23 protein-coding genes and 3 rRNA genes (1 of these 26 only partly in view) are annotated in these 24,571 nt (G+C 45.7%); 13 read left to right on the top strand and 13 right to left on the bottom strand.

What is annotated here, in order from left to right; translation table 11 throughout:
* Positions 1-57 precede the first annotated feature (57 nt).
* The 6 genes from M0C34_RS00260 (at position 58) to M0C34_RS00235 (ending at position 7,902) form a co-directional block, all read left to right on the top strand.
* The gene (locus tag M0C34_RS00260) at positions 58-1,083 is read left to right on the top strand and encodes a GGDEF domain-containing protein (RefSeq protein ID WP_248713668.1); all 1,026 of its coding nucleotides are present in this window, start codon (positions 58-60) and stop codon (positions 1,081-1,083) included.
* Positions 1,084-1,271: 188 nt separating this feature from the next.
* Positions 1,272-3,371: a substrate-binding domain-containing protein gene (locus tag M0C34_RS00255; protein ID WP_248713667.1), complete on the top strand. Its 2,100-nt coding sequence runs from the start codon at positions 1,272-1,274 to the stop codon at positions 3,369-3,371.
* Positions 3,372-3,716: 345 nt separating this feature from the next.
* Positions 3,717-4,550, top strand: coding sequence for a hypothetical protein (locus M0C34_RS00250; protein WP_248713666.1), 834 nt, complete (start codon positions 3,717-3,719; stop codon positions 4,548-4,550).
* 14 nt (positions 4,551-4,564) lie between these two features.
* Positions 4,565-5,584: an oxidoreductase gene (locus M0C34_RS00245; protein WP_248713665.1), complete on the top strand. Its 1,020-nt coding sequence runs from the start codon at positions 4,565-4,567 to the stop codon at positions 5,582-5,584.
* A 69-nt stretch (positions 5,585-5,653) separates the two neighbouring features.
* On the top strand, positions 5,654-6,367 hold the full coding sequence (locus M0C34_RS00240; RefSeq protein WP_248713664.1) for a sulfite exporter TauE/SafE family protein: 714 nt from the start codon (positions 5,654-5,656) through the stop codon (positions 6,365-6,367).
* A 176-nt stretch (positions 6,368-6,543) separates the two neighbouring features.
* Positions 6,544-7,902: an MATE family efflux transporter gene (locus M0C34_RS00235; RefSeq protein ID WP_256469306.1), complete on the top strand. Its 1,359-nt coding sequence runs from the start codon at positions 6,544-6,546 to the stop codon at positions 7,900-7,902.
* 95 nt (positions 7,903-7,997) lie between these two features.
* Here the strand turns inward: M0C34_RS00235 and M0C34_RS00230 are convergent, their stop codons facing one another.
* From M0C34_RS00230 to M0C34_RS00215, 4 genes are all read right to left on the bottom strand, one after another.
* Positions 7,998-8,309: a DUF3301 domain-containing protein gene (locus M0C34_RS00230; protein ID WP_248713662.1), complete on the bottom strand. Its 312-nt coding sequence runs from the start codon at positions 8,307-8,309 to the stop codon at positions 7,998-8,000.
* 70 nt (positions 8,310-8,379) lie between these two features.
* The gene (locus M0C34_RS00225) at positions 8,380-8,799 is read right to left on the bottom strand and encodes a secondary thiamine-phosphate synthase enzyme YjbQ (RefSeq protein WP_248713661.1); all 420 of its coding nucleotides are present in this window, start codon (positions 8,797-8,799) and stop codon (positions 8,380-8,382) included.
* A 91-nt stretch (positions 8,800-8,890) separates the two neighbouring features.
* Positions 8,891-10,474 (bottom strand): GMC family oxidoreductase N-terminal domain-containing protein, encoded by a 1,584-nt coding sequence (locus tag M0C34_RS00220; RefSeq protein ID WP_248713660.1) that lies wholly within the window; start codon positions 10,472-10,474, stop codon positions 8,891-8,893.
* On the bottom strand, positions 10,467-10,997 hold the full coding sequence (locus tag M0C34_RS00215; protein WP_248713659.1) for a twin-arginine translocation signal domain-containing protein: 531 nt from the start codon (positions 10,995-10,997) through the stop codon (positions 10,467-10,469). Before M0C34_RS00215 ends, M0C34_RS00220 begins: the two co-directional genes overlap by 8 nt.
* 304 nt (positions 10,998-11,301) lie before the next feature.
* Here M0C34_RS00215 and M0C34_RS00210 point away from each other — a divergent pair, with 304 nt between their 5' ends.
* Positions 11,302-11,925, top strand: coding sequence for a TetR/AcrR family transcriptional regulator (locus M0C34_RS00210; protein WP_248713658.1), 624 nt, complete (start codon positions 11,302-11,304; stop codon positions 11,923-11,925).
* Here the strand turns inward: M0C34_RS00210 and M0C34_RS00205 are convergent.
* Complete coding sequence (locus tag M0C34_RS00205; RefSeq protein WP_248713657.1) at positions 11,906-12,814, bottom strand: LysR substrate-binding domain-containing protein; 909 nt, start codon at positions 12,812-12,814, stop codon at positions 11,906-11,908. The two genes, M0C34_RS00210 and M0C34_RS00205, sit on opposite strands and share 20 nt — an antisense overlap.
* Before the next feature lie 113 nt (positions 12,815-12,927).
* On the opposite strand from M0C34_RS00205, the gene M0C34_RS00200 reads away from it, so the two are divergent.
* Positions 12,928-13,827 (top strand): DMT family transporter, encoded by a 900-nt coding sequence (locus tag M0C34_RS00200; RefSeq protein ID WP_248713656.1) that lies wholly within the window; start codon positions 12,928-12,930, stop codon positions 13,825-13,827.
* A gap of 117 nt (positions 13,828-13,944) precedes the next feature.
* Here the strand turns inward: M0C34_RS00200 and M0C34_RS00195 are convergent, their stop codons facing one another.
* Positions 13,945-14,259, bottom strand: a complete 315-nt coding sequence (locus tag M0C34_RS00195; RefSeq protein ID WP_248713655.1) for a GIY-YIG nuclease family protein — start codon at positions 14,257-14,259, stop codon at positions 13,945-13,947.
* A 357-nt stretch (positions 14,260-14,616) separates the two neighbouring features.
* On the opposite strand from M0C34_RS00195, the gene M0C34_RS00190 reads away from it, so the two are divergent.
* Entirely contained in the window at positions 14,617-15,315 is a 699-nt protein-coding gene (locus M0C34_RS00190; RefSeq protein WP_248713654.1) for an AAA family ATPase, read from the top strand.
* Positions 15,275-15,619 carry a hypothetical protein gene (locus tag M0C34_RS00185; RefSeq protein WP_248713653.1) on the top strand — a complete coding sequence of 115 codons (345 nt, stop codon included), beginning with the start codon at positions 15,275-15,277 and terminating at the stop codon, positions 15,617-15,619. Before M0C34_RS00190 ends, M0C34_RS00185 begins: the two co-directional genes overlap by 41 nt.
* Here the strand turns inward: M0C34_RS00185 and M0C34_RS00180 are convergent.
* Together M0C34_RS00180 and M0C34_RS00175 are read right to left on the bottom strand one after the other, a co-directional pair.
* Positions 15,616-15,954 (bottom strand): MGMT family protein, encoded by a 339-nt coding sequence (locus M0C34_RS00180; protein ID WP_248713652.1) that lies wholly within the window; start codon positions 15,952-15,954, stop codon positions 15,616-15,618. The two genes, M0C34_RS00185 and M0C34_RS00180, sit on opposite strands and share 4 nt — an antisense overlap.
* Positions 15,939-16,346, bottom strand: coding sequence for an SMI1/KNR4 family protein (locus tag M0C34_RS00175; RefSeq protein WP_248713651.1), 408 nt, complete (start codon positions 16,344-16,346; stop codon positions 15,939-15,941). Before M0C34_RS00175 ends, M0C34_RS00180 begins: the two co-directional genes overlap by 16 nt.
* Positions 16,347-16,437: 91 nt before the next feature.
* Between M0C34_RS00175 and M0C34_RS00170 the strand changes: the two genes are divergently transcribed.
* The gene (locus M0C34_RS00170) at positions 16,438-17,094 is read left to right on the top strand and encodes an alpha/beta hydrolase (RefSeq protein ID WP_248713650.1); all 657 of its coding nucleotides are present in this window, start codon (positions 16,438-16,440) and stop codon (positions 17,092-17,094) included.
* On the opposite strand, the gene M0C34_RS00165 is transcribed toward M0C34_RS00170, so the two are convergent.
* On the bottom strand, positions 17,087-18,004 hold the full coding sequence (locus M0C34_RS00165) for a LysR family transcriptional regulator (protein WP_248713649.1): 918 nt from the start codon (positions 18,002-18,004) through the stop codon (positions 17,087-17,089). The two genes, M0C34_RS00170 and M0C34_RS00165, sit on opposite strands and share 8 nt — an antisense overlap.
* A gap of 145 nt (positions 18,005-18,149) precedes the next feature.
* Between M0C34_RS00165 and aptA the strand changes: the two genes are divergently transcribed.
* Both aptA and M0C34_RS00155 read left to right on the top strand, forming a co-directional pair.
* On the top strand, positions 18,150-19,493 hold the full coding sequence (aptA, locus tag M0C34_RS00160; protein WP_248713648.1) for an omega-aminotransferase AptA: 1,344 nt from the start codon (positions 18,150-18,152) through the stop codon (positions 19,491-19,493).
* A 21-nt stretch (positions 19,494-19,514) separates the two neighbouring features.
* Entirely contained in the window at positions 19,515-21,005 is a 1,491-nt protein-coding gene (locus M0C34_RS00155) for a CoA-acylating methylmalonate-semialdehyde dehydrogenase (protein WP_248713647.1), read from the top strand.
* Positions 21,006-21,105: 100 nt separating this feature from the next.
* Here the strand turns inward: M0C34_RS00155 and pssA are convergent, their stop codons facing one another.
* The 4 genes from pssA to M0C34_RS00135 all read right to left on the bottom strand — a co-directional run.
* Positions 21,106-22,455 carry a CDP-diacylglycerol--serine O-phosphatidyltransferase gene (pssA, locus tag M0C34_RS00150; RefSeq protein WP_248713646.1) on the bottom strand — a complete coding sequence of 450 codons (1,350 nt, stop codon included), beginning with the start codon at positions 22,453-22,455 and terminating at the stop codon, positions 21,106-21,108.
* A 326-nt stretch (positions 22,456-22,781) separates the two neighbouring features.
* Positions 22,782-22,897: ribosomal RNA gene (gene rrf, locus M0C34_RS00145) — 5S ribosomal RNA — on the bottom strand.
* Between the two features lie 94 nt (positions 22,898-22,991).
* Positions 22,992-23,107: ribosomal RNA gene (gene rrf / locus M0C34_RS00140) — 5S ribosomal RNA — on the bottom strand.
* Between the two features lie 113 nt (positions 23,108-23,220).
* Positions 23,221-24,571, bottom strand: a 23S ribosomal RNA gene (locus M0C34_RS00135) (it continues 1,536 nt past the right edge of the window).

Raw genomic sequence — 24,571 nt, 5'->3', positions numbered from 1 at the left:
TGTCTGAGCTACAGACAGCAAGGCAGCAGTGAACAATGACGTATCGATGGAGCTCTTATGAGCGATAAAATTTTAAAACAAGCGACACTTAATCTAAAAAAAGCGGTTCCACTGATGATGAAACATCAGATCCCTGCTACGCCCAATAATTACGCATTGTGGTACTTGTATGTTGAAGACCAAAACCCCCAGCTAACGGCGGCCATCGACGAAATCATCAGCGAATATGACACCGTTCCGACCACCAGTAGCGAAGTGTTGTATCAAAACCATATTGCTAGCCAAGATGAGCTGGATATGAAAAGTATGCGGCTTAGTTTAGAAGCCATGGCGACAGAATTGTCTCAAACCATGAGTGACACAGGCTCAGATACCAGTGCTTTTCAATCGAGCATCGACAAAAACTTTGCCAAACTCAATCGCATTGAAGAAGACAGCATTCCTCTGGAGCAAGTACTAGGGCTGGTAAAAAATCTGGTAGAAGATGCTTCTAGCATTCGTAAAAGCACCGACTTCTTTAATTCGCAACTAAGCAAAGCTCAGTTAGAAATAGCTAAGCTTAAGAACCAACTTAAAGAAACTGAAAAAGATGCGCTATACGATGCTCTCACTGGTGCGCTAAATCGTCGCGCGTTTGACGCAGACTTAAAAGATATCCTCGATTCTCAGCCTGAAGGCTTGTGTATAATTTTAGCCGATATCGATCACTTTAAAGCATTTAACGACAATTACGGACACATGCTCGGTGACCAAGTACTTAAAGTGGTCGCAAAACGCATGAATGAGGCCTGCCGAGATGGCGCCAAAGTCTATCGTGTTGGAGGCGAAGAGTTTGCCATAATATGCTCTAAATCTAACCTTCGCTCCGCTCGCCACTTGGCCGAATCGGTTCGCCGCGCCATTGAAAAACTAAGCCTTAAAGATCGTCGTTCAAATCAACGCATCGACAATATTACCAGTTCTTTCGGTGTGGCCGAATTCAACCCGGTAAGTCGCTCAAGAGCCATTTTTGATGCCGCTGACTCACAACTGTACGAGGCTAAACGCCTAGGGCGTAACCGAGTAATGCCAATTATAAGTTAAGCCTTGCTGGCATTGTTGTATTGCAATAGTGCCAGCAGGTATTCTCTTAGATTTGTGAATCAGCTCATAGCAAAGCACTGATAGCCCTTTCACCCGCTACAAATATTTAACATTTCTTAAGCCACCTCACAGCAAATCCACAAGTAGTTGCTACATTGATAAATATAGAAGCCAAATGTAGTTAGTTCATGAAAAAGCGTATCGCCATTATATTACCGACTCTATTGCACTCCATCGATCGACTGGTAATTCGAGGAGTACAAACGAGCTTAGATCCAAAACGCTATAGTTGTTTATTCATGCCTATTGGCTATTTGCCAGTTGCAGAGCAGTTTACCGCAAAAGATTTATGGCTAATTAAACAAATCCCTAGCTTAGATATTGATGGTGTGGTTCTTTACGGCGGAGGCGTTGGTTATAAAACCTCACCGCAAGTCATGGAACAATTAATTGAAGCCATCGGCGATTTACCGATAATCAATGTAGGTTCGATATTGCCGGGCATCCCCTCTGTATTGGTGGACAATTTCAACGGCATGTACCAACTGGCTAAACACGTTCTTCGGCAAGGCTGTAAGGACATTCTTTATATCGATGGCCCTAAAGAAAACTACGATTCTCGTCAACGCTATAAAGCCTTGTCTAAAGCCTTGAACGAGCATGACCTATTTTTACCCGAGCAACAGCACTTGATGGGTGACATGACCACTGCTTGTGCGGCAAATTTGTGCAAGCAATGGTTAAACCAGCACAAACGCATTCCTGATGCCATCATGTGTGTGAATGATCTCAGCGCAAAGGGGGTGATAGAAGAATTAGAACGACAACAAATAAGCATTCCCGATCAAGTTAAGGTAACGGGTTTCGACGATTTTGAATATGCCGATGCCATTAAACCTAGCCTTACCACTGCAATGTATCCGGCCCAACGCACCGGAACATTAGCCGCTCAGCTTATCGACGAACTCTTAAACGGTGGCCAGCTAGAAAGCCAATACCAACTAGAAACTATGGCAATAATGCGCGCCAGTACCGGCGACCCCGTTCACGAAACCTCACCACGTAGTCACGACGAACTACAACGACAATTAATTCAACAGCGCGATAGCAACGCGCAACGCCTTGCCGTAACCAGTTTATTACACCAAAGAGCCACTTTAGAACAAGTGCTATTGAATGCTCAGGGTACCCTTGCCGAATTAGGCATCCCAGAGTTATACATTTATCAGCAAAGTTTTGATGATTATGGCCGCGCTAAGATCTGCTTAAGTCATAATTTACACTCAAACGTATTGCCTATCGGCGAATCACAGCGCAGTTTGCCAACAGCCTTTGAAAAAGAAGTTAGTGATGACTTGCACCGTGGCTTGTGGGTGCTAACAGAGCTGAAAAATGACCGTCATCACTTTGGTTATTTAGTGGCTTTGGTAGAAGGAGTACATGCTGAATTTATCGAATTTATTTCTCCACAAATAGCCGACATCATTGACCACCAGCGCCTATTAGAAGAAACCAAACAATACCAAACTCAAGTGGAGCTAAGCGAAAAAATGGCCGCGCTGGGTGGCTTAGTGAGCGGTGTTGCTCACGAGATAAACACGCCCTTAGGGAATACTTTATTGGCAGCGAGTCATTTGAAAGAACAAATTAACCAGCTGGCTCAACAAGCGAGTAATCAGCAATTAACTAAAGCTAATTTTGAACACTTTGTCGAACAAGCGTCGAACACCAGTGACATTATCAGCAATAGTGCGCGACGCGCCGCCGAACTGATCACTAACTTTAAGCAAGTGGCTGTTGATCAAAGCTATGAAGAACAACGCATAATTAATTTGGCTGACTACATAGTTAAAGTTTTAGACAGCTTGCAACATCAGTTAACCGGTACCCAAGTCAACTTAGCCACAGATTTAGATCCTGATATCATGGTAACGACTTTCCCGGGTGCCATTGCTCAGGTGATTACCAACTTGTTTGCTAACGCGTTAATGCATGGTTTTGAGGGCGGGAAGCGCGCAGGAACCATCAGCATCGACCTGCAAACTCGACGCGGCTATCACTCACTCACCGTGACAGACAATGGCAAAGGGGCCACCCAAGAGACCTTAAATCATATTTTTGAGCCTTTTTATACCACTGCCCGAGTCAACGGAGGCTGTGGATTAGGCATGCATATTGTTTACAACATCATTACTCAGAAGCTTAACTGGCAGCAAAGTGTGGTGACCCAACCCGAACAAGGCTTTTGTTTCGAGATTAAAATTCCGCTAAATGCGGGGCATAGCTAAGCCTGTCAGCGTTAAGCAATAGATAGCAACAAGGCCTTAGCGGCGGTAGGTGCCTGTTCGCCGTTACCCAGCGTTGATTTATGATGGCCTCAGTAAATAAACCGTCGCCGTTGCTGCTCATGCTCTTCTCCAATCATTGAAATCTATAAGCCCTGCTAAGTCTGCACTAATGATAGGTCTAACAAATGAATATTTAGTGAACATTTACTGGGCTTTATTGCGCATAACAACGTCTACAGGCAAAGCTTATTTTGTTAGAATAAACCCACTATCAATAGCAACGCCAAAGACCTCTGTTTTCAATAGGGTCTGCTTGCTTGTTTCACTTCAATAAGTTGTTTAATCATGCTTAAAGTTATCGCTCTTATCGCCTTACTAATGATGGGTACTGTTGTGGGTTTAGTTATGTTTCCACCGCCGAGTAGTCAATTTCAAGACAGCGCCTTAGCCAGTGATACGCTGACCCCCAAATTACAAGCGCAACTGAATGGAATTCCCAACGCAGCAAGCCTAATTTGGCAAACTAAGCAACAAAGCTGGCTGATCGGAACCTTAGCGCCACAAACCGTGTTGGTGACAGGTTCGGCGCAATTAGCCTACCTCAACTCAGCCATGACTGAGTCACAATTAATGCCCTTACCCGCCAGCGGAGATATTGCCGATCTAGCGCTAGTAGACCAACACTTAGTGGGGATCTCTAGCGATGGGCGCTTACTGTATTTTGCACAAGACGGCATGCACTGGAAGTTTGTGGATAAACGAAAATGGCTACGTGGTGGCTTACATCACAAAACCGCTGGTTTAGTTTGGAACCCCAATACTGAACAATTCTACACCTGTGAACGAGAAGGCTTAAAACGCTGTTATCGTGGTGACAGAGATGGCCAGCAATTGGCTGAATTTGATTTACATACCACTGAGGCCTTAAATCAAACCCTCCAACAATACCAAGTAGGCAGTATGGCCTGGCATCATGGTAGCTGGTACCTGTTAAGCCCGCGCTACAGCAGCTTGTTGAAAGTGGACCCGATTAGCGGAAAGGTACTAGCAATAACAGCCCTCGCTCAACCCGATACCGCTCAAGCCATCGCCAGTGATGGCGAACAACTATGGTTGTTAACGGTAATGCGTCAGCAGCCTGAAACGGTTAAGCTGTCAATTATTCCACTTAAGTCATAACAAGAGGGCATAGCATGTTAAAGGTCGGTATCATTGGTTTTGGCTTATCAGGTCGAGTATTTCATGCACCATTAATTGAAGCCTGCAGCAAGCTACAGCTATTGGCGATAGCCAGCTCTAGAGAGCAAGAAATTGCTCAGCTCTATCCGAATGTGGCGTGCTTGAATAGCGAGCAACTTATCGCTCACCCTGAAATCGATATAGTGGTAATCGCTAGCCCGAATGCGATGCATGCACAGTTAGCTGAGCAAGCCATGTTAAGTGGTAAACATGTCATTGTAGAAAAACCTCTGGCGATAAATAGTGAGCAATGTTTACACTTACAGCAGTTGTCAGAGCAAACCGGCCGTTGTTTAAGTGTGTTTCACAATCGCCGCTGGGATAGCGACTTCCTGACCATTCAGCAACTCATTCAGCAGCAAAGCTTAGGCAATATTCACAGCTATAGTGCGCATTTTCATCGCTACCGACCAGCAGTAAAGCAACGCTGGAAAGAACTCGACCCACACGGTGGCGGTGTACTTTATGATCTTGGCGCCCACCTGATCGACCAAGCTTTAAGCTTGTTTGGGAAGCCACAAAAAATTTGGGCACATATAGCCACCCAACGCCAAGGCGCGGTTACCCCAGATTGTTTTGACCTGCATTTAATCTATCCAGACATGAAGGCACAGCTCAGCTGTAACTCATTGGTGGTAGAACCTGGACCACGCTTTCAGTTGCATGGCCAACATGGCTCTTATGCCAAATGGGGCATGGACCCACAAGAACAACAACTCGCTGCAGGTTTGTCTCCCAGCGCCAGTCAATTTGGCCACGATAGCAACCGCAGTGAAATTCACATAGCGAACCAAGCGGTGGTGCATAAGCCCCTAATGAAAGGTAATTACTCAGCCTTTTATGATAACTTTATTGCCGCTATTGAAGGCTCTGAGCCGTTAATTGTAACCGCACAACAAGCCAGTGAAGTGATTGGTTTGATCGAATTAGCCATGCTTAGCCACCAGCAACAAATGATTTGTTCGGTCGAGTAATCGGCCGCGTGTTTATTATCCTTAACGCCTTCGCTCTCTAAGCAGAGAGTGGGTAAGTAGAGTCGCTTAGTGATTACCCTCATCGCTTGTTTGCTTATATTTGTTGGTTCTTTTGTTCAATACACTATTGGCTTTGGCTTGGCTGTGATTGCTGCTCCTTTACTATTTCAATTGTCGCCAATATACGTACCGGGACCGATGGTAATCGTGGCATTAGTTGTGTCTAGCTTAAGTGCCGTTGAGCATCGAAAAAGTATTTCTTTTGATGGACTAAAAGCCGCTATCTTAGGACGGATCCCAGGCTCAATTGCCGGAGGTGCTTTACTGTACTGGGCAGATTTAGCCAGCCTATCTTTTTGGCTAGGGCTGTCAGTATTACTCGCCGTTGCAATAAGCCTATTTCCGATCCGCATAGCTCCCACGCCTAAGCGCATGGCGATTGCAGGTTTCTTGTCTGGCTTTATGGGTACCAGCAGTTCGATTGGTGGCCCACCCTTAGCTCTATTGTTACAACATCAGCAGGCTGCGTACTTACGCGCAAATTTATCCGCGTTTTTTATTGTTAGCTGCTTGTTATCTTTATTAGTACAAATCCCCATCGGCTTTATGTCTATGGCCCACCTGCAAGCTAGCTTGCCATTGATTCCTGCTGCATTAACGGGAGCATGGTTTGGCAGGCGTTTCGGGAAAAAGCTACCTCAAAAGTGGCTGCGCAGCTTTTCCTTAACGCTGTGTGCTATCTCTGGTAGTAGCGCTTTACTCAGCTATTTTTTAATGACTTAACTCAGCAATGTTAAGCCGCGATCGTAAATAACCCGCTCCCCATTCTTATTTGTATGACATAATTAATAGCAATGATGATCGCCATCAAATGTTTCGGTCAATAGTTATTCAATAATGAACCTATCAAGACTAAGCCATAACTTGTTTCACCCCCTTAGCGGTTTATAAGGAAGCTCGTGCCTAGCCAATCCTACCTCAAAAAAAATGTGTCCTTAGCCTGGCCCTTAGCGCTAAATGGCTTGCTTATGCAGTCAATGCTCATGGTAGATACCCTATTGGTATCACCGTTAGGTGAAATTCCTTTAGCGGCAATGGGTATCGCCGCCACGATGGTTGCCTTTATATTAGGTATTCAAATGGCCTTAGCCAACGGATCTCAATTAGTGCTTAGTCGTGCGGTGGGATCAGGCAATAATAGCTCTGTAGCCAAAGGTTTTTGGTCTGGGCTTACTATCAACGTCTTGGTTGCTCTGATTTTTTGGCTAGTGCTCAGTTTCGCCGACGACGCGATTATTGGGGCTCTTACCGATAACCGCCTGTTACAAGAGCAAATTAAAAGCTACCTAGCGTTCTCAAAATACCTAGTACTTTTTACTGCCATGACTCAGGTGCTAATTGCCCTCTTCAATAGCCAAGGAAAAAGTAAAATTCCACTAAAGGGTTATTTAATAGAAATGCCCATCAATGCGGTGCTTTCCTACTTTTTGATTCATGGCTTGAGCGGCATGGAAGGCATGGGAGTTGAAGGAGCAGCCTTAGGTAGCCTCATTGCCATTACCATTAGAATGGCTTATTTAAGCGCCTGCTTAAAGTCAGATACAAGCTTAAACTTAGCAATAGACAGCAGTGCTAGCAGCCTAATTCAAAATATCCGCCTACACGCGATTGAAATATTCCCGGTAGCAGCCAATGTGACGATTTTGCAAATCGGCATCAGTGTTTACCAATTGCTTTATTCTCAATTGAGCATTAATGCTTATGTTGCGATTACTTTAGTCATGCCCTGGTTACGTTCTGGCACGCAATTCATTACCGCCTGGGCGCATTCATCGGCGATTAGCGTTAGCCAAGCGATTGGCTCAAAGAAACTAGATGACTTAGCTAAAAATGTGGACAAAAGTATTGATATAGCAGTGATAATGTCAGTAATTTGCGCCATAGCATTTGCAGGATTAAGCTTCATATTACCCAGTATATATCCAGATTTAGACGCTGAAACCTACCAAGCTTTGAACCTGATAGCACCGCTTTACATATTGTTACCCATCATGCGTGGCTACAATACCGTACATGGCCACATATTAAGAGCATTAGGCAAAACCTCTGCCGTTTTCAAGATTAACTTCATCGGTCAATGGCTGATCTCCATCCCGCTTTGCGCGTTACTGATTTTGTATTTTGACGCTTCGATATTTTGGGCGTTTGCTATTCAGCCCTTTGAAGAGATCGTTAAGGCACTTCCGTTTAGGCAGTTAGCCCGACAATCTCTTAGAGAATTTGATCATAAAAAGGCTGATAAGTTAATGTATGACTGAAGCGCGGCCGATTCATTTAGCCAATACACTACACAGAGGCTCAGAAGCCGTAGTGGTCGAAAATGACAGATGCTCAATCTTGCAGCAAGCTTGGTTTAACCCTCAAACGCATTTTCAGCGACTCGATAAACAGGCAGATCGAATTTATATTGGCTGCCAGCCATGACTAATACACCTTGGTAGCGGCTATCTCCGGTAGATGAAAACTCAAATTGGTAAAAACGACACCAGCGCCAATATCCTGCCATTTTCTGCGGCTTCTCATTTTTAAAATTGACTTCTAAGAGCTGTAAATCTAAAGACTGGCACTTCTGCTTTATTAGGTGTTGCGCCCGTTCTGCGTCTTTACGTCGACGCCAAAAGAACATCACAATGAAGGTGAATACAAATATTGCCAGTAAGTCCATAAGCTCATCTTAGTTTGCGAATATCATGAAGATATTGGGTCGGATGTTTTAATAACAAGTTAGGCGTCAGTTATTCGCCGCTGATGGTTGCGATTACCTGACGATTACCGCCTGCTTCGCGGTGCTCTCCCAAGTAGATGCCTTGCCAAATCCCCAAGTTCAACTCGCCACGGCTAATTGGCAAAGTAAGCTCACAGCCTAACAGACTACTTTTTATATGTGCCGGCATATCATCATCCCCTTCATAGGTATGCTGATAGTAAGGCGCATTTTGCGGTACCATTTTATTAAGGTGGGCCTCAAGATCGGCGCGAACAGTAGGATCGGCATTTTCATTTAGGCTTAAGCTTGCGCTAGTGTGTTGCAACAATAAATGGCATAGACCCACTCTAAAATCTTGAATTTCTGGTAATTGTAAGATCAGCTCTTCGGTAATTAAGTGAAAACCGCGCGGCCGAGCCTTTAATCTTACTAATCGTTGTAACCACATGAAGCAAAGCCTTTTTTATCGTTTGTTAAAGACTAGCAGTGGCTTAGCCGCTTTGTAAATATCAAGTACCAATCATCGACACACTTAAGGCTTAAACCCGTAATCTTTTGGCTAACAATTGGGCATTGCGCAACGCAATCGCATAAATGCTCAGCTGAGGATTGGCCCCCAAACTGGTGGGAAATATCGAACCGTCGATAACACTCAAATTAGTTAGCCAACGAAAGTCGCCTTGCTCATTCAGCAAAGACTGCTTTTCATCCCCTCCCATTGGACAGCCCCCCATCACATGGGCTGATGCCAGCCTAGTAGCCAGCGCCTGCATTGGCAGTTGCTCTATGAGTTGCTTTGCTGCCGACCAAGAACTCACTAATTGGCTTTGCTCATGCAGGGGATAGACTTTGCTTGCACCTGCGGCAAACTGAAGCTCAGCCATGCTTAATAAGGCGCGACGCGCACCACGCCACAGGAAATCGCTAATGGGGTAATCTAAAACCGGGCTGCCATCACCTCGTAGCTGGACCTCACCACCTACACTCTGCTCATGGAAGCCGTCTCGTAATAAAGCAATGGTGACCTGTAGATGATTAATTTGTTGCATCATTTCACTATGAAAACGGCCAAAACCACTGGTTTTAGTGGCTAATAATATTGGATGCACTGGCGGCACCTCTAATTTGTAACCACAAGGCCCTTCGGCACCATCACTCCATACAAATTGATCGGAGTACACGGATTGAGGCGCTCCTTGGTGACTCATCACCTCTTGTTTGAACAAAGCCCCACTCATTACACTGGGATGTAAAAACGTACGTTTACCCATTAGCAGGTAAGGGTCAGGGGCTTGGCTGCGTAATAACACAGCAGGAGAACCAATAGCGCCAGCCGCTAATACCACATGGCGCGCTTGTACCTTTACTTTTACCTTACGAGGCCTTTGCTGTTGATCAAGGGCCTGTAAACTGGCTCCGTGCACCGCTTGCTTGCTGATATCAAGGGTTTCAACTCTACATCGACTGAGTAAGCGGGCTCCGGCGTTGAGCGCCGCAGGGATCGTGGTGACCAACATCGATTGCTTAGCATTGGTTGGGCAGCCCATGCCGCAATACCCTAAATCCCAACATTGCCTAACATTACGCGGCACAGGTTGATACGACCAGCCCAAGGCATGGCAACCTTTAGCCAATAAGCCATTGTTCGCATTGGTGCTTAGCCAAGGCTCAATGCCCAGCAGCTGTTCGGCTTGTTCAAAGTAGGGCCTAAGCGCATCACTGCTTAACTGTTTACATCCCCAACGCTGCTGCCAATGCTGTAAAGTGAGATCTGGGGTTCGCAGTGACGTGGTCCAATTCACCGTTGTCGACCCACCAACGCAACGGCCTTGAAAAATACCAATGGCTTTGTCTTTGGTTTTGCGCGCTGCCGATTCTTGATAGAGGTCGGGGTAAGCTTGCCGCTCTTGCATCTTAAAATCTTGGCTGCTTTTTAGCGGCCCCTCGTCAACCACTATGACTGTTAATCCGGCCTGAGCAAGCACTTGAGCACTAATACCGCCACCTGCACCACTGCCTATAATCAGCACATCACACTGCAAATGTTGGTCTTTTTGTAGCCCCGCTCCATCTATATGCCGCCATCCAGCGGCAAGGCCTTCGGCAATAATATCTTTAATCATTTAGCAGCCCTTTCATTTGCGCCGGCAATTGATAATTAAGGGGAGCCCAAGAAGCGGGGTCACCGTACCAAGCAGCCATGATTAGCTCATGTAAGCCTTGATAGGCTTGGCGTAATAGCTGCAGGTAATGCTGCTGCCAACGCTGCAGTAAATCCAATTTCTGTGGCAGTGGTAACTCACTCAATTGGCTGGCGCCAGCGCTCAATAATAACCAGCCTCCACGTGATTGTATTAAATCAAGTAGCTGAGATAATTCTGCTTGGGTATGAGGCTCTAAAATAGCAAAGGCATGGTCAATATTGCTTAGCACTCGGTACATGGTCTGTTGATCATCAGCCGTAAAAGCGCCATCTAAAAATGCAGGTATTAAGGCCCAGAATATTTGCTGATGCTCGGCCGATAAACTGAATTGAGAACGGGCCTTAAAACTTAATGGGTAATCACTGAACAGCCACAGCCCCCCACCAGCAAAGGCTGCTGCAGCGGCACTAGACTTTAGCAACTGTCGACGGCTTATACTCAAAATAGCTCCTTACTTATGGCTTAATGCTGCTCAATCAAATGCCAACACTTAACGTACCACTGGTAACTTAAATAGCAACTGCTTAAGTAATAAGCAAGTTTCTAATGGTAACTTATTATTAGTTTGTCTAAGTGCCCACAAAATCCTAGCAAACAAATCAGTGTGGCGCGCTTAATTGACTAACGATGTAAGCGTATAGTATCCGCGTATATCCTTGAGCAGCTGTAGGGCTCCTCTCTGATTAATGGATTTTCTGCTTAAGAGCCGCTAAGGTAGAAGAAATAGGGTGATAGCGATAAACAACGTGAGTACAGCAATAAAAAAGCGCGCGATAAGCCAAGAACAAAAACAGCAAAGGCGCCAACAAATCTTAACCGCCGCTAAGCTAGCATTAGATGAACATGGTTATGACAAAGTTGTGTTAAGCCAACTGGCAAAGCAATTACAGTTGTCTAAGCCTGCCCTTTATCGCTACTTTGCCAATAAAGAAAGCCTATTTATGGCACTGTATCTCAGTGAAGCAGACCAATTACTGATTGCTATAGAGCGACTAGCACAACAGCCATTGAAGCCGCGCGTGCTGGCAGAGACTATAGCTGCCCAACCTACCTTTTGCTATCTGTCTGCTATTTTACATACAGTGCTTGAGAAGCAAGAAAATGTTGAACAAGCGGTACTGTTTAAACGGCAGTTAAAACAGCTGGCTGAAACATTATGTCGTTTGTTTCAACATTGGTCTCCGCAACTCAATGAGCAGCAAGCCCTTTGTAAGGTGATGTTTTTATATCAAAGTGTTATTGGTTGTTGGCACACCAGTCACCCTTCAGCCACCATGCAACAAGTTATGCAAAATGATGAATTTGCCATACTGCGTCTCGACTTTGTTGATAGCCTCAGCTTATTGCTCGTTAAACTTCTAGCGGACTAGCAGCGGTTTCGATTAACCAGTCGGCCACGGCGCGTAAACCAGGGTCTCGACTACGCGCTTGCTTATAACAAAGATAAAAATCGTAACCGGTTGCCACTGCAGACACCGGCAAGTCTATCAACTTGCCTTCACGGATGTCTTTTTCCACCATAAAATCACTGACCAAAGCAATCCCTTGGCCTGTTTCAGCGGCCTCCAAGGCTAATACCTGATGACTAAAACTATGAAAGCTCTGATCGGCAGGCAACGACATGCCTAAACCCTTGGACCACACTAACCAGTCCCCTCCAGGCATCTTTGCATCGTCATCTAAATCACAAGACAATAATGGGAAATTGATTAAATCTTCGCGCCAATTTTGATGATCGATTTCTTGGTATACGCTAGGTGAACACACCGCTACCAAGCGTTCTTTATGCAACAAATGACTGGCATACCCGCTGGTTGCGGCAGCAAAGCAAATAAACAAATCCCCAACACTGCTGGATAATCGGGGTTCTTCGGTCACCATCTGCAAGCGTAGGTCGATTTCAGGGTAACGAGCACGAAAGCTAGGCATTAAAGGGACTAAACGCTTCAAAGCAAAGGAGCTGTAGGTGGTTAAACGCAGCTGCGCGATCCCCTCGCCTTTTACCTGCCGGGTAATATGGCTTAATTCATTTAGAATGCGCTCTACTTCAACAAAGTAACTGCGGCCAGTGTGACTTAGCTGCAACTGTCGCCCCACCTTGTCAAACAACGCTTCCGCTAAATACTCCTCCAACAGACGCAGGCGATGACTTACGGCACTTTGGGTAATACCGAGTTCGGCGCCAGCCTTGGCCACGCTTTGATTTCTAGCGACAGCTTCAAAAGCTACTAAAGCATTTAATGGCGGTAAGGTTCTCATAGCAATACATTAATTTATTTCATGTAACGCCAATTATTATCATTTTTTTAATGTTTAACAAGTGTCTACACTGCTCGCACTAACTACATTCAGATGATTGAGGAGAAGCACAAATGCGTCATAACCCCACTGTTGTTGCCATCCTTATTTTGGTCATTGCCAACCAGATCGCGGTGCTGTCTGACGCCTTAATGAAAGTAGCTGGCGAGCAGGCTTCGGTATTCGAAATCTTACTCTATCGCCAACTCAGTACCTTGTTACTGCTACTCCCGCTATTCTTACTCACCAAAAAGAAGCGCCCAGAAAAGCCGCTAATACATGTAGTACGTGGTCATCTATGGCTATTTGGTTCAGGCTGTATGGTGGTGGCTTTAATATCATTGCCTTTAGCCACAGCTAACGCCTTATTTTACGCCGCACCCATCATGATGTTGCCCCTTGGCATGTGGCTACATAAAAGCCCGGTAAACCGCAGCCAAGTAGTCGCAGCGACCGTCGGTTTCATTGGTGTGCTGATCATTATTCGTCCAACAGAGTTTAACTGGGGCGCATTGGCAGCATTAGGCACAGCATTAACACTCGCGTTGAGCAATCTCACGGTAAAATACATCCCGAAACAAGAATCAGTCGTCACTAGCTTGTTTTGGACCAATGTCATGGTAGTGCCGGCCACTTTTCTGCTCGCTTGGCCTGACATAACAGACATTAATTGGTCATTGCTGACACTAGCGGGAGGTAGTAGCTTGTTTATTCTATTTCTGCATGCAGGTTCCGTTATCGCCTATAAAACAGCAGATGCGAATACCATTGCTAGCGCTGAGTACACAGGATTAATTGGCGCCGCCGTTGTGGGCTGGATTAGCTTTAATGAAATGCCAGATGCGCTTACTTGGCTAGGTGCCGTTATGATTATTGTACCGTTAATTTTAGTGGGTAAACGCAGCCTTGCGAGAACCAAGCTAGCCGGTAAATCCACCGCTGTAACTGGTACAATTAAGACTGTTTCCAAATAAACTTTTTACTTTACCCCTTAAATGGCATGTTCGGGGCAATCTAGATGCCCTGAGCGAGTAAAGACTAAGCTTAATACTTGGCCTCTTGGTTATCCATATACCAGCGAATAAGCCGTTTTAGAGTAGGCTTCGCCAATCTAAATCCCCGCTCACTAACTGTTCTTTTTTTGCCTTAGAGAGTTGTTTAATAGCGTACTCTAAGCGCATGGCTTGCTGTTTATCGGCTAGCACTTGCTGAAATTCTAATACCAAAGGCCCTTTACCGCGTAAAGCTTTGGCGGCTTTTACTCCGCCCAACTGATGCTCTTTAAATCGACGCTCAACATTGGTAGTTACCCCAGTATATAAGTGCCTATTTTTGGTTCTCAGCATATAAAGAAACCACGGGCTGGCATCGGGGTCTACCGCGGGGGCCTTTGTGACTTCTAGCACTGTCTATTCGCCATCATTAATACTCCATTTCGATGATGTGGCTACCCATAGGGAATGTTTACAGGCCCAATCTAACATACGCCGTACAATCATTGATGCCTAAACGCCTGACTCTGTATCCCTCTGGACCACTGCACGCTAGACTTTAGTATTGATGTAAAAGAATCGATACACGCGCCAGCTGGTTTTAAATACTGAAACAAAACACTTTAAAAACAGCATCTTATCAAGAATTCATTAGCGCTAGCACAAAACCACCTCTTGCGATGATTATTTTTTAGCCTAAGCTAAAGCAGTCAATAATAAAAATAAAACCATTGACATAGACGCTTATAAAACCAAAAAAAGGACTTAGCCATGATACTACTAGTTGGCGGAGAAAAGGGTGGCAGTGGTAAAAGCTGCTTAGCACAAAACTTAGCGGTGTATTTAAAACTCCGTTTTAATACAGAGATTTTATTGGTCGACTGTGACCCTCAGCGTACCAGTTCAGACTGGATCCAAGCGCGTAATGAACAAGAAGAATTACCCAGCATTAATTGTGTTCAGCTCTATGGCAACATACGTAATGACTTACTGAGTTTACAGAATCGTTTCGATTTTGTAGTGGTAGATTGTGGCGGACAAGATAGTAAAGCACTCCGCTCTAGTATGGCTGTAGCAACACATGCCTTATTGCCACTTCGGCCTAAGCGTCGCGACATTAAAACACTGCCACACCTAGAAGAGCTGGTTAATACCTGTAAAGCGGTAAACTTTCACCTCAAAGAAGCAGTGGTGCTCACCCAGTGCCCTTCATTACCAAGCCAATACAAGCGTATTGAAGAAGCTAAAGACGTTGGCATTACTTATGGTTTAAGAGTACTTGATGCCATCACCTTTAATCGTAATATCTACGATGACAGTGAAGAACGCGGTTATACCGTATTGGAACTTGAACCTGAAGGAAAGGCTGCCCAAGAGATCCGCAACATTGCTGAAGAATTTATAGTGTGTGAGCAAGGAGCAGCAGATCATGGCATTACACGATCTCAAGAAAAAGCCTCAGGCTTCTAAGCTAAGCAAACAATATTACGATGTAGATAGTTTTATTGATGAGGCAGAACTATACGCCAATGGCTACCATAATGTGGTTAAGCTGCCTTTACCACAGCTTGACCCTGAACCAATGGCTGCACACAAAAACGCAACCTTTAGCTTCAGCATACACGCCATTGAACAGTTGAGTGAATTGAAGCAACAAACAGGACTAAACAAGTCTTTATTGCTGCGCTCATTAACCCGCTATTTGCATGGTTTAGACCAGGCTCAGCGTGACATATTACTTAATAAAGCCAACGAAAAGCTGAATAAACGCTAATCACCTAACCATTGATAATGGCTAAGTGAAACCCGATTATTACGGAAGATGATACCCTCATCTTGCAGTCGCTGTTGTTGGCATGCGTATCGATCAGAGCCCTCTGGAAATGAGATTTTTCCTTGGGCATTGATGACTCGATGCCACGGCAGCGTTGAGCCCTCAGGAAGCTTTTTTAAACAGCGCCCCACCGCTCTAGCCATCCGTGGATAACCCGCCATAGCGGCTATACCGCCATAGGTGGCTACTTTACCGCTGGGGATATGACCGATCACCAACCAAAATTTCTCGACATAAACGGCCGAGTCAGTCTGTTTAACTAGCTTTCCATCCATACTTCGGTAACCCAATCCCAAATACTATCCCATTCAGGCACTAAGTCTTCTTCTGCTTGTCCCTGCCAATAACCAACTTCGCCTTCTTGGCTGACAAAATAGAAGTTATCACCGGTTTGGCAGATAGGAATATATTCTCGGGGCAATCCTAAGTTCCAAGCGTTAGCGGCGACTTCAGGAAGATAGGTATGTAAATAAGGGTCACTAATGGTCACCGGCTCTAAGCTGCCAAAAATAACATTACTAACCGTTAGCTGAAACGCCCGTAAATCACTCGGCATAGGTATCAGAATGATCTCTTCCACCTCGACCAATTGAGTGTCAGTGGGTAACTCGCTAGGGTAATCGCCCGATTGGTCTAGCGCTCTTATCTCATCGATTAGTTCTTGCATGCTTGCCTCTCCCAGTCATTTTTATACAATGCCTGCTCTTTAAGTTGTTGCACAGCTTAATAGAACTCTTTCAATCAGCAAAGGATTATCCATGTCTGTTATGCACGCACTTACTATAGAGCCAGATAACGCGGCGAGCCATTGTATTATTTGGCTACACGGCTTGGGGGCAGGACCGGAAGACTTTGCGCCCTTAGCTAAACAACTGAAGTTTGCCCCGGCGATTTCGGTGCGCTTTATTTTTCCGGCCGCACCAGAGCGAGCGGTCACCGTGAATGCCGGCTATAGCATGCCTGCATGGTATGACATCTTAGCTTTTAGTCCTCAACGTCTCATCAATCAACAGCATTTACAGCAAGTAAGCCAGCAAGTTCAAGCGCTCATTCGCCAACAAATTGAGCAAGATATTTCCAGTGAAAACATTGTAGTGGCAGGCTTTTCTCAAGGTGGCGCAGTGGCTTACCACAGTGCGCTAAATTTCGAACAAGCACTGGGCGGGCTATTATGTATGTCGACCTATTTACTCCCTGAGAGCTTTCCAGATAACAGACAGCAAGCCCAACTAGATATTCTCATTCAACATGGTCAGCAAGATGATGTGGTTGAGCCTCTGCTGGCAGACCAAGCCTACCAGCAACTAAAGAGCCAAGGCTACTCGGTCAATCTAGAATACTTCAGCATGGCCCATAGTGTGTCCCCTAGCCAAATTAAATCGATCAACCAGTGGCTTAATCAACAATTTAGTTAAGTTTATGTGCTTGGTTTAAACACTCAATGAAACACGCCAAAATTCTTGACGGTTTTGGTGAAATTCTGGAAACGGCTAGAAAAGGACAATTATAAGTAAACTGCTCGCCACCTAAGGGCCTAATTAAGCCTTGTTCAATAAAGCTACGCGCGTAGTGCTCCGGCAAATAAGCCAAATAGCTTCCCGACAACAGTAAAGTGGCAATCGCTTCTTGGTCATAGGCGGTCGCTTGCCTAACAAACCCAAAGCGTTGTGAGGTATCCATATTGGGCGAGTCATGACCTAAGCCAGCATATTTTTGCTGAACAATTTCTTGGGCACTAATGGTGATATCCCCTCGAGCAAACAGCGGATGATGGTAACCACAATACAGCGACATTTTTTCGTCAAATAAATGCTGGTAATTCAGACTATTAGATTGGCGTTGCCCCGGTACAACGCCTAATTGAAAGCGCCCCTCAATCACGCCACTTTCAATCACAGACAAGGTTTCAACATACAAATCTAGGCTAACTTTAGGCGCCTTTTGGTCAAATAAACGCAGCGCTTGAGAAATTTTGGCTTGTTGATTGGTCACCGTTTTATCGAATAAAGCAATCGAGAAATGGCCGCTCATATCTTTATGTAAGCTTTGAACGTCGGCCCTAAATTCATCAACCGCGCCCATCAAACGTAAACTAGATTGATAAACATGTTGCCCCTCAGGGCTCAATATAAAACCGCCGCGGCCACGCTGACACAAACTAACCCCGAGCCGAATTTCTAAATCTTTAACATGGCGACTAATTGTCGAACGACCGATATTCAACTCCACCTCGGCAGCAGATATACCGCCACATTCAACCACCACCCGAAAGACTTTTAGCAGCCTCAAATCGATATCACTTAACTGGCCAATCTTCTTTAGCATCGTAAATCTCAGCTATATCCATCTGTTAATGTTTCATAATTATGAAACTTTAGTGTGAAAGATACACATTTATGAAACCTTAAGCCAGCGCTAAGCTGGTGGTCAATTAAACAATCAACGCTTTTACTTGTTCAGGGAGAGAACCATGGCGAACACTGAAAACCTCGCGGTGACTCAAAACCAACTTGATTGCCACTGGATGGCCTATAGTGGTAACCGAGAATTTAAGAAAGATCCTCGAATCATTACCCATGCCAAGGGAAACTACTATTTTGATGCTGAAGGTAGAAAAATATTTGATGGTTTATCGGGCTTATGGACCTGTGGTTTGGGTCATGGTCGCCAAGAAATTATCGATGCCATTAGTCAGCAAGCTTCTAGGCTAGACTATTCGCCAGCTTTTCAATTTGGTCACCCTGGCTCGTTTCAGCTAGCAGAGAAAATTACAGAATTTATGCCTAATGGCTTAAATCGAGTGTTTTTTACAGGCTCCGGATCTGAATCTGCTGATACCTCGCTGAAAATAGCCCGCGCCTATTGGCGTAAAAAAGGCTTAGCCAGTAAAACCAAACTCATTGGTCGAGGCAAGGGCTATCACGGGGTTAACTTCGGCGGTATATCAGTAGGCGGAATAGGCCCCAATCGAGCGATTTTTGGTGCGGGGGTTGATGCTGCACATATGCGTCATACCGTACTGCCAGAAAACGCCTTCTGTAAAGGGCAACCTGAAACCGGGGCTGAACTGGCTAACGACTTAATCGATCTTATTGCGATTCATGACGCATCGAATATTGCTGCAGTTATTGTTGAGCCGATGGCCGGTAGCGCAGGGGTTATCCCTCCCCCGATTGGTTACTTAAAGCGTTTAAGAGAAATTTGCGACCAACACCAAATACTGCTTATTTTTGATGAAGTAATTTGTGCCTTTGGACGCCTTGGTTATAACACCGGAGCTGAAGCCACTGGGGTTGTACCCGATATGATTAATATGGCGAAACAACTTACCAACGGCGTTATTCCAATGGGAGCTGTAGCTTGTAAGCAAGAGATCTACGACACCTTCATGGAGCTCGGTGGCCCAGACTATATGCTTGAGCTACCCCATGGATATACCTATTCAGCGCATCCTATTGCCTGTGCAGCAGGCTTGGCCTCGCTGAACTTACTCCAACAAGACAACATGCTGGAACGAGTAAAAGAAATGTCGCCAGTATTTGAACACGCGGCTCACCAACTGCGCAGCTGCGCGTGGGTGACCGATATTCGCAATATGGGCCTCGCTGCGGGTTTCAGTATAGCCCACGCGCCGGGAGAGCCAGGACTAAGACCTTATTTAATCGCGCAAGCCATGTGGAAAAAAGGCTATTACGTTCGCTATGGGGCAGACACCATACAAATTGCCCCTCCCTTTAGCGTGACACGTGAAGAAATAGACAATTTGTTTAATGCTTTGGGCGAAACCATTTTAACTTTGACAAGCCAAGCCTAATTTAATTTTAAGGAAAATATCATGTTAACCATCGGTCATTTAATTAACGGCGAAGCCCAATCAGAGCATACCCGCCTACAAGATGTTTATAACCCATCGACAGGTAAAGTAGCCGCTAAGGTGGCTCTGGCGCCAAAAGCCACGGTCGAACAAGCAATTAGCGCCGCAGAAGCCGCGTTCCCCGCTTGGCGAGATACCCCGGTAGCTAAACGCGCCCAAATAATGTTTCGCTACAAAACCTTGTTAGAGCAAAATGCGGCGCAAATTTGCGAGTTGGTGGGTCAGCAACACGGTAAAATAGTCCATGACGCAATGGGCGAACTAACCCGTGGCATCGAGAACGTAGAGTATGCCTGCTATGCTCCAGAATTACTGAAAGGCGAGCATTCAAAAAACGTTGGGCCAAACATTGACTCATGGAGTGAATTCCAAGCCTTAGGCGTAGTCGCGGGTATTACTCCCTTCAATTTCCCGATCATGGTGCCAATGTGGATGTTCCCCATGGCGATTATGTGCGGCAATACCTTTGTATTGAAACCGTCAGAACGCGACCCTTCGGCAACGTTATTAGTCGCCGAGTTGTTGCATGAAGCAGGCTTACCAGCGGGTGTATTCAATGTGGTTAACGGCGACAAAGAAGCCGTAGACACACTGCTTACTGATCCTCGTGTTGCAGCTGTCAGTTTTGTAGGCTCTACGCCAATAGCTGAATACATTTACAGCACCGCAACAGCGAACGGTAAGCGCTGCCAGGCTTTAGGTGGTGCAAAAAATCACGCGATAGTGTTGCCGGATGCAGACATCGACAATGCAGTTAACTCTTTGTTAGGCGCAGCCTTCGGTTCATCAGGTGAGCGCTGTATGGCACTCTCGGTCGCCGTGGCGGTTGGCGATGAAACCGCAGACAAGTTAGTAGCAGGTCTGAGCGAGGCCATGCAAAATCTCAAAGTAGGCGCTTACAGTGATAAAGACAATGACTTTGGCCCACTGATTACCGCAGAGCAGCGCGACAAGGTACAAATGTATGTGAGCAGTGCTGAAGCAGATGGCGCAACCATCGTTGTCGACGGCAGAAACCCACAAGTAGAGGGTTACCCAGATGGCTTTTATGTAGCAGGAACCTTAATCGATCACGTAAGCGCATCAATGAAAGCCTATCAGGAAGAGATCTTTGGCCCAGTACTATGCGTGGTAAGGGTTGATAACATGCAACAAGGTATGGATTTAATCAACGAGCATCAATACGGCAACGGTACGTGTTTGTATACCCGTGATGGTGAAGCCGCACGTTATTTCGCTGATAATATTCAAGTGGGTATGGTCGGTATTAATATTCCACTGCCGGTGCCAGTATCTTGCCATAGTTTTGGTGGTTGGAAGCGTTCACTATTTGGTGATCTGCATGCCTACGGTCCCGATGCAGTGCGTTTTTACACTAAACGCAAAACGGTAACCCAACGTTGGCCCTCATCTTCAGTAAGGGAAGGCGTTAACTTTTCTTTCCCTAGCTAGCAAAGAATACAGCAGAGCTATTAACCAAGCTCAGTAACTAAACGCCATAATAAAAAGCCCGGCCTTGAGCCGGGCAACTTCACTTTGCACATAGCCTATATTAAAGAATCTGTTTCAATAAGCTATCCGCGTTAAGACGAGCGATACGCTTTAATAAACGTTTAACGGGTGCGGGGTAGCTATTTAATCCCTCAATATCGCTAACCGCAGAAACTTGACGAGTATGCTGTAATATATTGTTCAATTCTTGTTGATGAACATCCTTCAGTAGACCTTGCTGGTCATGCAGTAACAGTCCGTTCTCTAAATCTAGCTTCCACGCTCTGGGGTTTAAGTTATTGCCAGTCAATAAGGCATATTGCTGATCCACCCAAATACCTTTTAAGTGGAAGCTGTTGTTCTCATGGCGCCAAACGTTAACGCTCAGTAAACCACTTTCTAGGAAGCTTTTTTTACGTTTAACAAAATGGCGTAAGGTCACCTCGTATAAATACGGTAAAGCGTGAATGACCTTAAAGGGCTGGTCAGGTTCACTATAAAAATCACTGGCCGTTTTATCACCAACGATCAGCTTAACATTCACTCCGCGCTTCAGCGCCTTAGAAATCTCACGACTAAGTGAGCGAGGCGGATTAAAATAGGGAGTGCAGATGATTAATTGCTGGCTAGCACTAGCCACCAGTTGTCGAATGGTTTTGTTCAGCAAGTTATGCCTTCGCCCCAAACCTAACAGCGGGGTAATGCCAATTTCATTTTCAGCCAACGGTTGATTAAAGAAACTGTACTGCTCGCGCTGTAGTGATAAACGCAGCCGCCTAATAGCCGGCTTTAACAAACGAGTTGCTATAGGGTTTTCCGTAGAAAGGCTAGTAACCGCTTCGTTTTCAACTAAATACTGTTCGATATAATCGACCATTGAATTAGCGAGACGATGATTGGTAATCAACTGGTAACGATCAAAGCGATAACGTTGCTGTTGAGCTAAGTAAATGTCATTTATGCTGGCACCGCTGTAGATAACGGTATCGTCAATCACGCTCCCTTTTAAGTGCAATACCCCAAATAATTCTCTATTACTCACTGGCACACCCAAAATATCGATTAAATTGGGGTAGTTAAGCTGATACTCACGGTACATAGCCGCGTTACCCAGTGCTTCTTTTTGCCCAATTAAACCTCGCTGTGCGCGGTGCCAATCGACCAGAACTCTAATCTCTAACTGAGGCCGCTTTAACTTAGCTTGATAAAGCGCCTCCATTACCGAGCGGCCAGCTTCATCGTCTTCTAAATACAACGCGACGATATAAATCCGCGACACAGCCCGGCTGATCGCTTCAATCAGTTGTACCCGATATTCATTAGCACTAAACAAGGTGGTATATAGCTTAGGGTCTTGGGCTAACTTGGGTAGATTTTGCAACGATGAATTACGAGAGAAACGTGGTGTCATTTACCTAAGTACTTTGTTAGTAAAACTGTCTAACTACATTGTAACAAAGGTTCTGCGATCGACGCGAAGATTCTACACTCGATTGATAAAAATGCTAACTAACCTTGATAGTGGTTTTTTAAATGACTAGCTAAGGCCTGCTGCAATCAAATGAATAGGCGCTTAACCTTCCTTGCAATGGCTTTACTCGCGTATACAAGATACGGCTTTAGCCAATGGCATGAACAATTTAGCAACAAGCCGGGTCGACAATAGGGGGCGATTTGAGTGGAGTGAGCAGCCAATAAAAAAGCCCCGCTGTAATCAGCGGGGCTAACTTATTTGGCGCCTAGCGGTGACCTACTTTCACATGGGGAGACCCCACACTATCATCGGCGCAATTGCGTTTCACTTCTGAGTTCGGCATGGGTTCAGGTGGGTCCACAACGCTATTGCCACTAGGCAAAAACTTTATACTCTGCACTGAAAGGCTAAGGCCAAATATCGTCAGTTCAGAGTAAAAAGCCCTGCTCATAGAGCAGGGCTTCTTATTTGGAGCCTGGCAGTGACCTACTTTCACATGGGGAGACCCCACACTATCATCGGCGCAGTTGCGTTTCACTTCTGAGTTCGGCATGGGTTCAGGTGGGTCCACAACGCTATTGCCACCAGGCAAAAACTTGTTGTCTTTAACATTCGAAAAAGCTGAAAACATCCCACGAGTATAACAAGTACTCTTGGTCATAAAAAATAAGATGTCTATAAGCAACACCACTTGGGTGTTGTATGGTTAAGCCTCACGGGTAATTAGTACAAGTTAGCTCAATGCCTCACAGCACTTACACACCTTGCCTATCAACGTTGTAGTCTCCAACGGCCCTTCAGAGGACTTAAAGTCCTAGTGAGAATTAATCTCAAGGCCTGCTTCCCGCTTAGATGCTTTCAGCGGTTATCAGTTCCGAACGTAGCTACTGGGCAATGCTATTGGCATAACAACCCAAACACCAGCGGTTCGTCCACTCCGGTCCTCTCGTACTAGGAGCAGCTCCTTTCAATTCTCAAACGCCCACGGCAGATAGGGACCGAACTGTCTCACGACGTTCTAAACCCAGCTCGCGTACCACTTTAAATGGCGAACAGCCATACCCTTGGGACCGACTTCAGCCCCAGGATGTGATGAGCCGACATCGAGGTGCCAAACACCGCCGTCGATATGAACTCTTGGGCGGTATCAGCCTGTTATCCCCGGAGTACCTTTTATCCGTTGAGCGATGGCCCTTCCATACAGAACCACCGGATCACTATGACCTACTTTCGTACCTGCTCGACGTGTCTGTCTCGCAGTTAAGCTGGCTTATGCCATTGCACTAACCGTACGATGTCCGACCGTACTTAGCCAACCTTCGTGCTCCTCCGTTACTCTTTGGGAGGAGACCGCCCCAGTCAAACTACCCACCAGACACTGTCCGCAATCCCGATAAGGGACCAACGTTAGAACATCAACACTACAAGGGTGGTATTTCAAGGTCGGCTCCACATCATCTAGCGACAACGCTTCAAAGCCTCCCACCTATCCTACACATGTAGGGTCAATGTTCAGTGTCAAGCTGTAGTAAAGGTTCACGGGGTCTTTCCGTCTAGCCGCGGGTACACCGCATCTTCACGGCAATTTCAATTTCACTGAGTCTCGGGTGGAGACAGCTTGGCCATCATTACGCCATTCGTGCAGGTCGGAACTTACCCGACAAGGAATTTCGCTACCTTAGGACCGTTATAGTTACGGCCGCCGTTTACCGGGGCTTCGATCAATAGCTTCGCTTGCGCTAACCACATCAATTAACCTTCCGGCACCGGGCAGGCGTCACACCGTATACGTCATCTTTCGATTTAGCACAGTGCTGTGTTTTTAATAAACAGTTGCAGCCAACTGGTATCTGCGACTCCCAACAGCTTAGAGAGCAAGTCTCATCACCGTCGGGAGCGTACCTTCTCCCGAAGTTACGGTACCATTTTGCCTAGTTCCTTCACCCGAGTTCTCTCAAGCGCCTTGGTATTCTCTACCCAACCACCTGTGTCGGTTTGGGGTACGGTTTCGTATAATCTGAAGCTTAGAGACTTTTCCTGGAAGCAGGGCATC

It is taken from the genome of Agarivorans sp. TSD2052 (assembly GCF_023238625.1).
Lineage (GTDB): Bacteria > Pseudomonadota > Gammaproteobacteria > Enterobacterales > Celerinatantimonadaceae > Agarivorans.
Note: the sequence above shows the minus strand (reverse complement) of the source record. Positions and strands in the feature narration are given on the sequence as shown.

What these genes read in the sequence shown, in the direction of transcription:
- M0C34_RS00250 (WP_248713666.1), top strand. Translation starts at nt 3,717, where the DNA reads ATGCTTAAAGTTATCGCTCTTATCGCCTTACTAATGATGGGTACTGTT.
- M0C34_RS00190 (WP_248713654.1), top strand. Translation starts at nt 14,617, where the DNA reads ATGATACTACTAGTTGGCGGAGAAAAGGGTGGCAGTGGTAAAAGCTGC.
- M0C34_RS00255 (WP_248713667.1), top strand. Translation starts at nt 1,272, where the DNA reads ATGAAAAAGCGTATCGCCATTATATTACCGACTCTATTGCACTCCATC.
- M0C34_RS00155 (WP_248713647.1), top strand. Translation starts at nt 19,515, where the DNA reads ATGTTAACCATCGGTCATTTAATTAACGGCGAAGCCCAATCAGAGCAT.
- M0C34_RS00180 (WP_248713652.1), bottom strand. Translation starts at nt 15,954, where the DNA reads ATGGATGGAAAGCTAGTTAAACAGACTGACTCGGCCGTTTATGTCGAG.
- aptA (WP_248713648.1), top strand. Translation starts at nt 18,150, where the DNA reads ATGGCGAACACTGAAAACCTCGCGGTGACTCAAAACCAACTTGATTGC.
- pssA (WP_248713646.1), bottom strand. Translation starts at nt 22,455, where the DNA reads ATGACACCACGTTTCTCTCGTAATTCATCGTTGCAAAATCTACCCAAG.
- M0C34_RS00170 (WP_248713650.1), top strand. Translation starts at nt 16,438, where the DNA reads ATGTCTGTTATGCACGCACTTACTATAGAGCCAGATAACGCGGCGAGC.
- M0C34_RS00230 (WP_248713662.1), bottom strand. Translation starts at nt 8,309, where the DNA reads ATGGACTTACTGGCAATATTTGTATTCACCTTCATTGTGATGTTCTTT.
- M0C34_RS00260 (WP_248713668.1), top strand. Translation starts at nt 58, where the DNA reads ATGAGCGATAAAATTTTAAAACAAGCGACACTTAATCTAAAAAAAGCG.
- M0C34_RS00185 (WP_248713653.1), top strand. Translation starts at nt 15,275, where the DNA reads ATGGCATTACACGATCTCAAGAAAAAGCCTCAGGCTTCTAAGCTAAGC.
- M0C34_RS00200 (WP_248713656.1), top strand. Translation starts at nt 12,928, where the DNA reads ATGCGTCATAACCCCACTGTTGTTGCCATCCTTATTTTGGTCATTGCC.
- M0C34_RS00220 (WP_248713660.1), bottom strand. Translation starts at nt 10,474, where the DNA reads ATGATTAAAGATATTATTGCCGAAGGCCTTGCCGCTGGATGGCGGCAT.
- M0C34_RS00165 (WP_248713649.1), bottom strand. Translation starts at nt 18,004, where the DNA reads ATGCTAAAGAAGATTGGCCAGTTAAGTGATATCGATTTGAGGCTGCTA.
- M0C34_RS00175 (WP_248713651.1), bottom strand. Translation starts at nt 16,346, where the DNA reads ATGCAAGAACTAATCGATGAGATAAGAGCGCTAGACCAATCGGGCGAT.
- M0C34_RS00225 (WP_248713661.1), bottom strand. Translation starts at nt 8,799, where the DNA reads ATGTGGTTACAACGATTAGTAAGATTAAAGGCTCGGCCGCGCGGTTTT.
- M0C34_RS00205 (WP_248713657.1), bottom strand. Translation starts at nt 12,814, where the DNA reads ATGAGAACCTTACCGCCATTAAATGCTTTAGTAGCTTTTGAAGCTGTC.
- M0C34_RS00245 (WP_248713665.1), top strand. Translation starts at nt 4,565, where the DNA reads ATGTTAAAGGTCGGTATCATTGGTTTTGGCTTATCAGGTCGAGTATTT.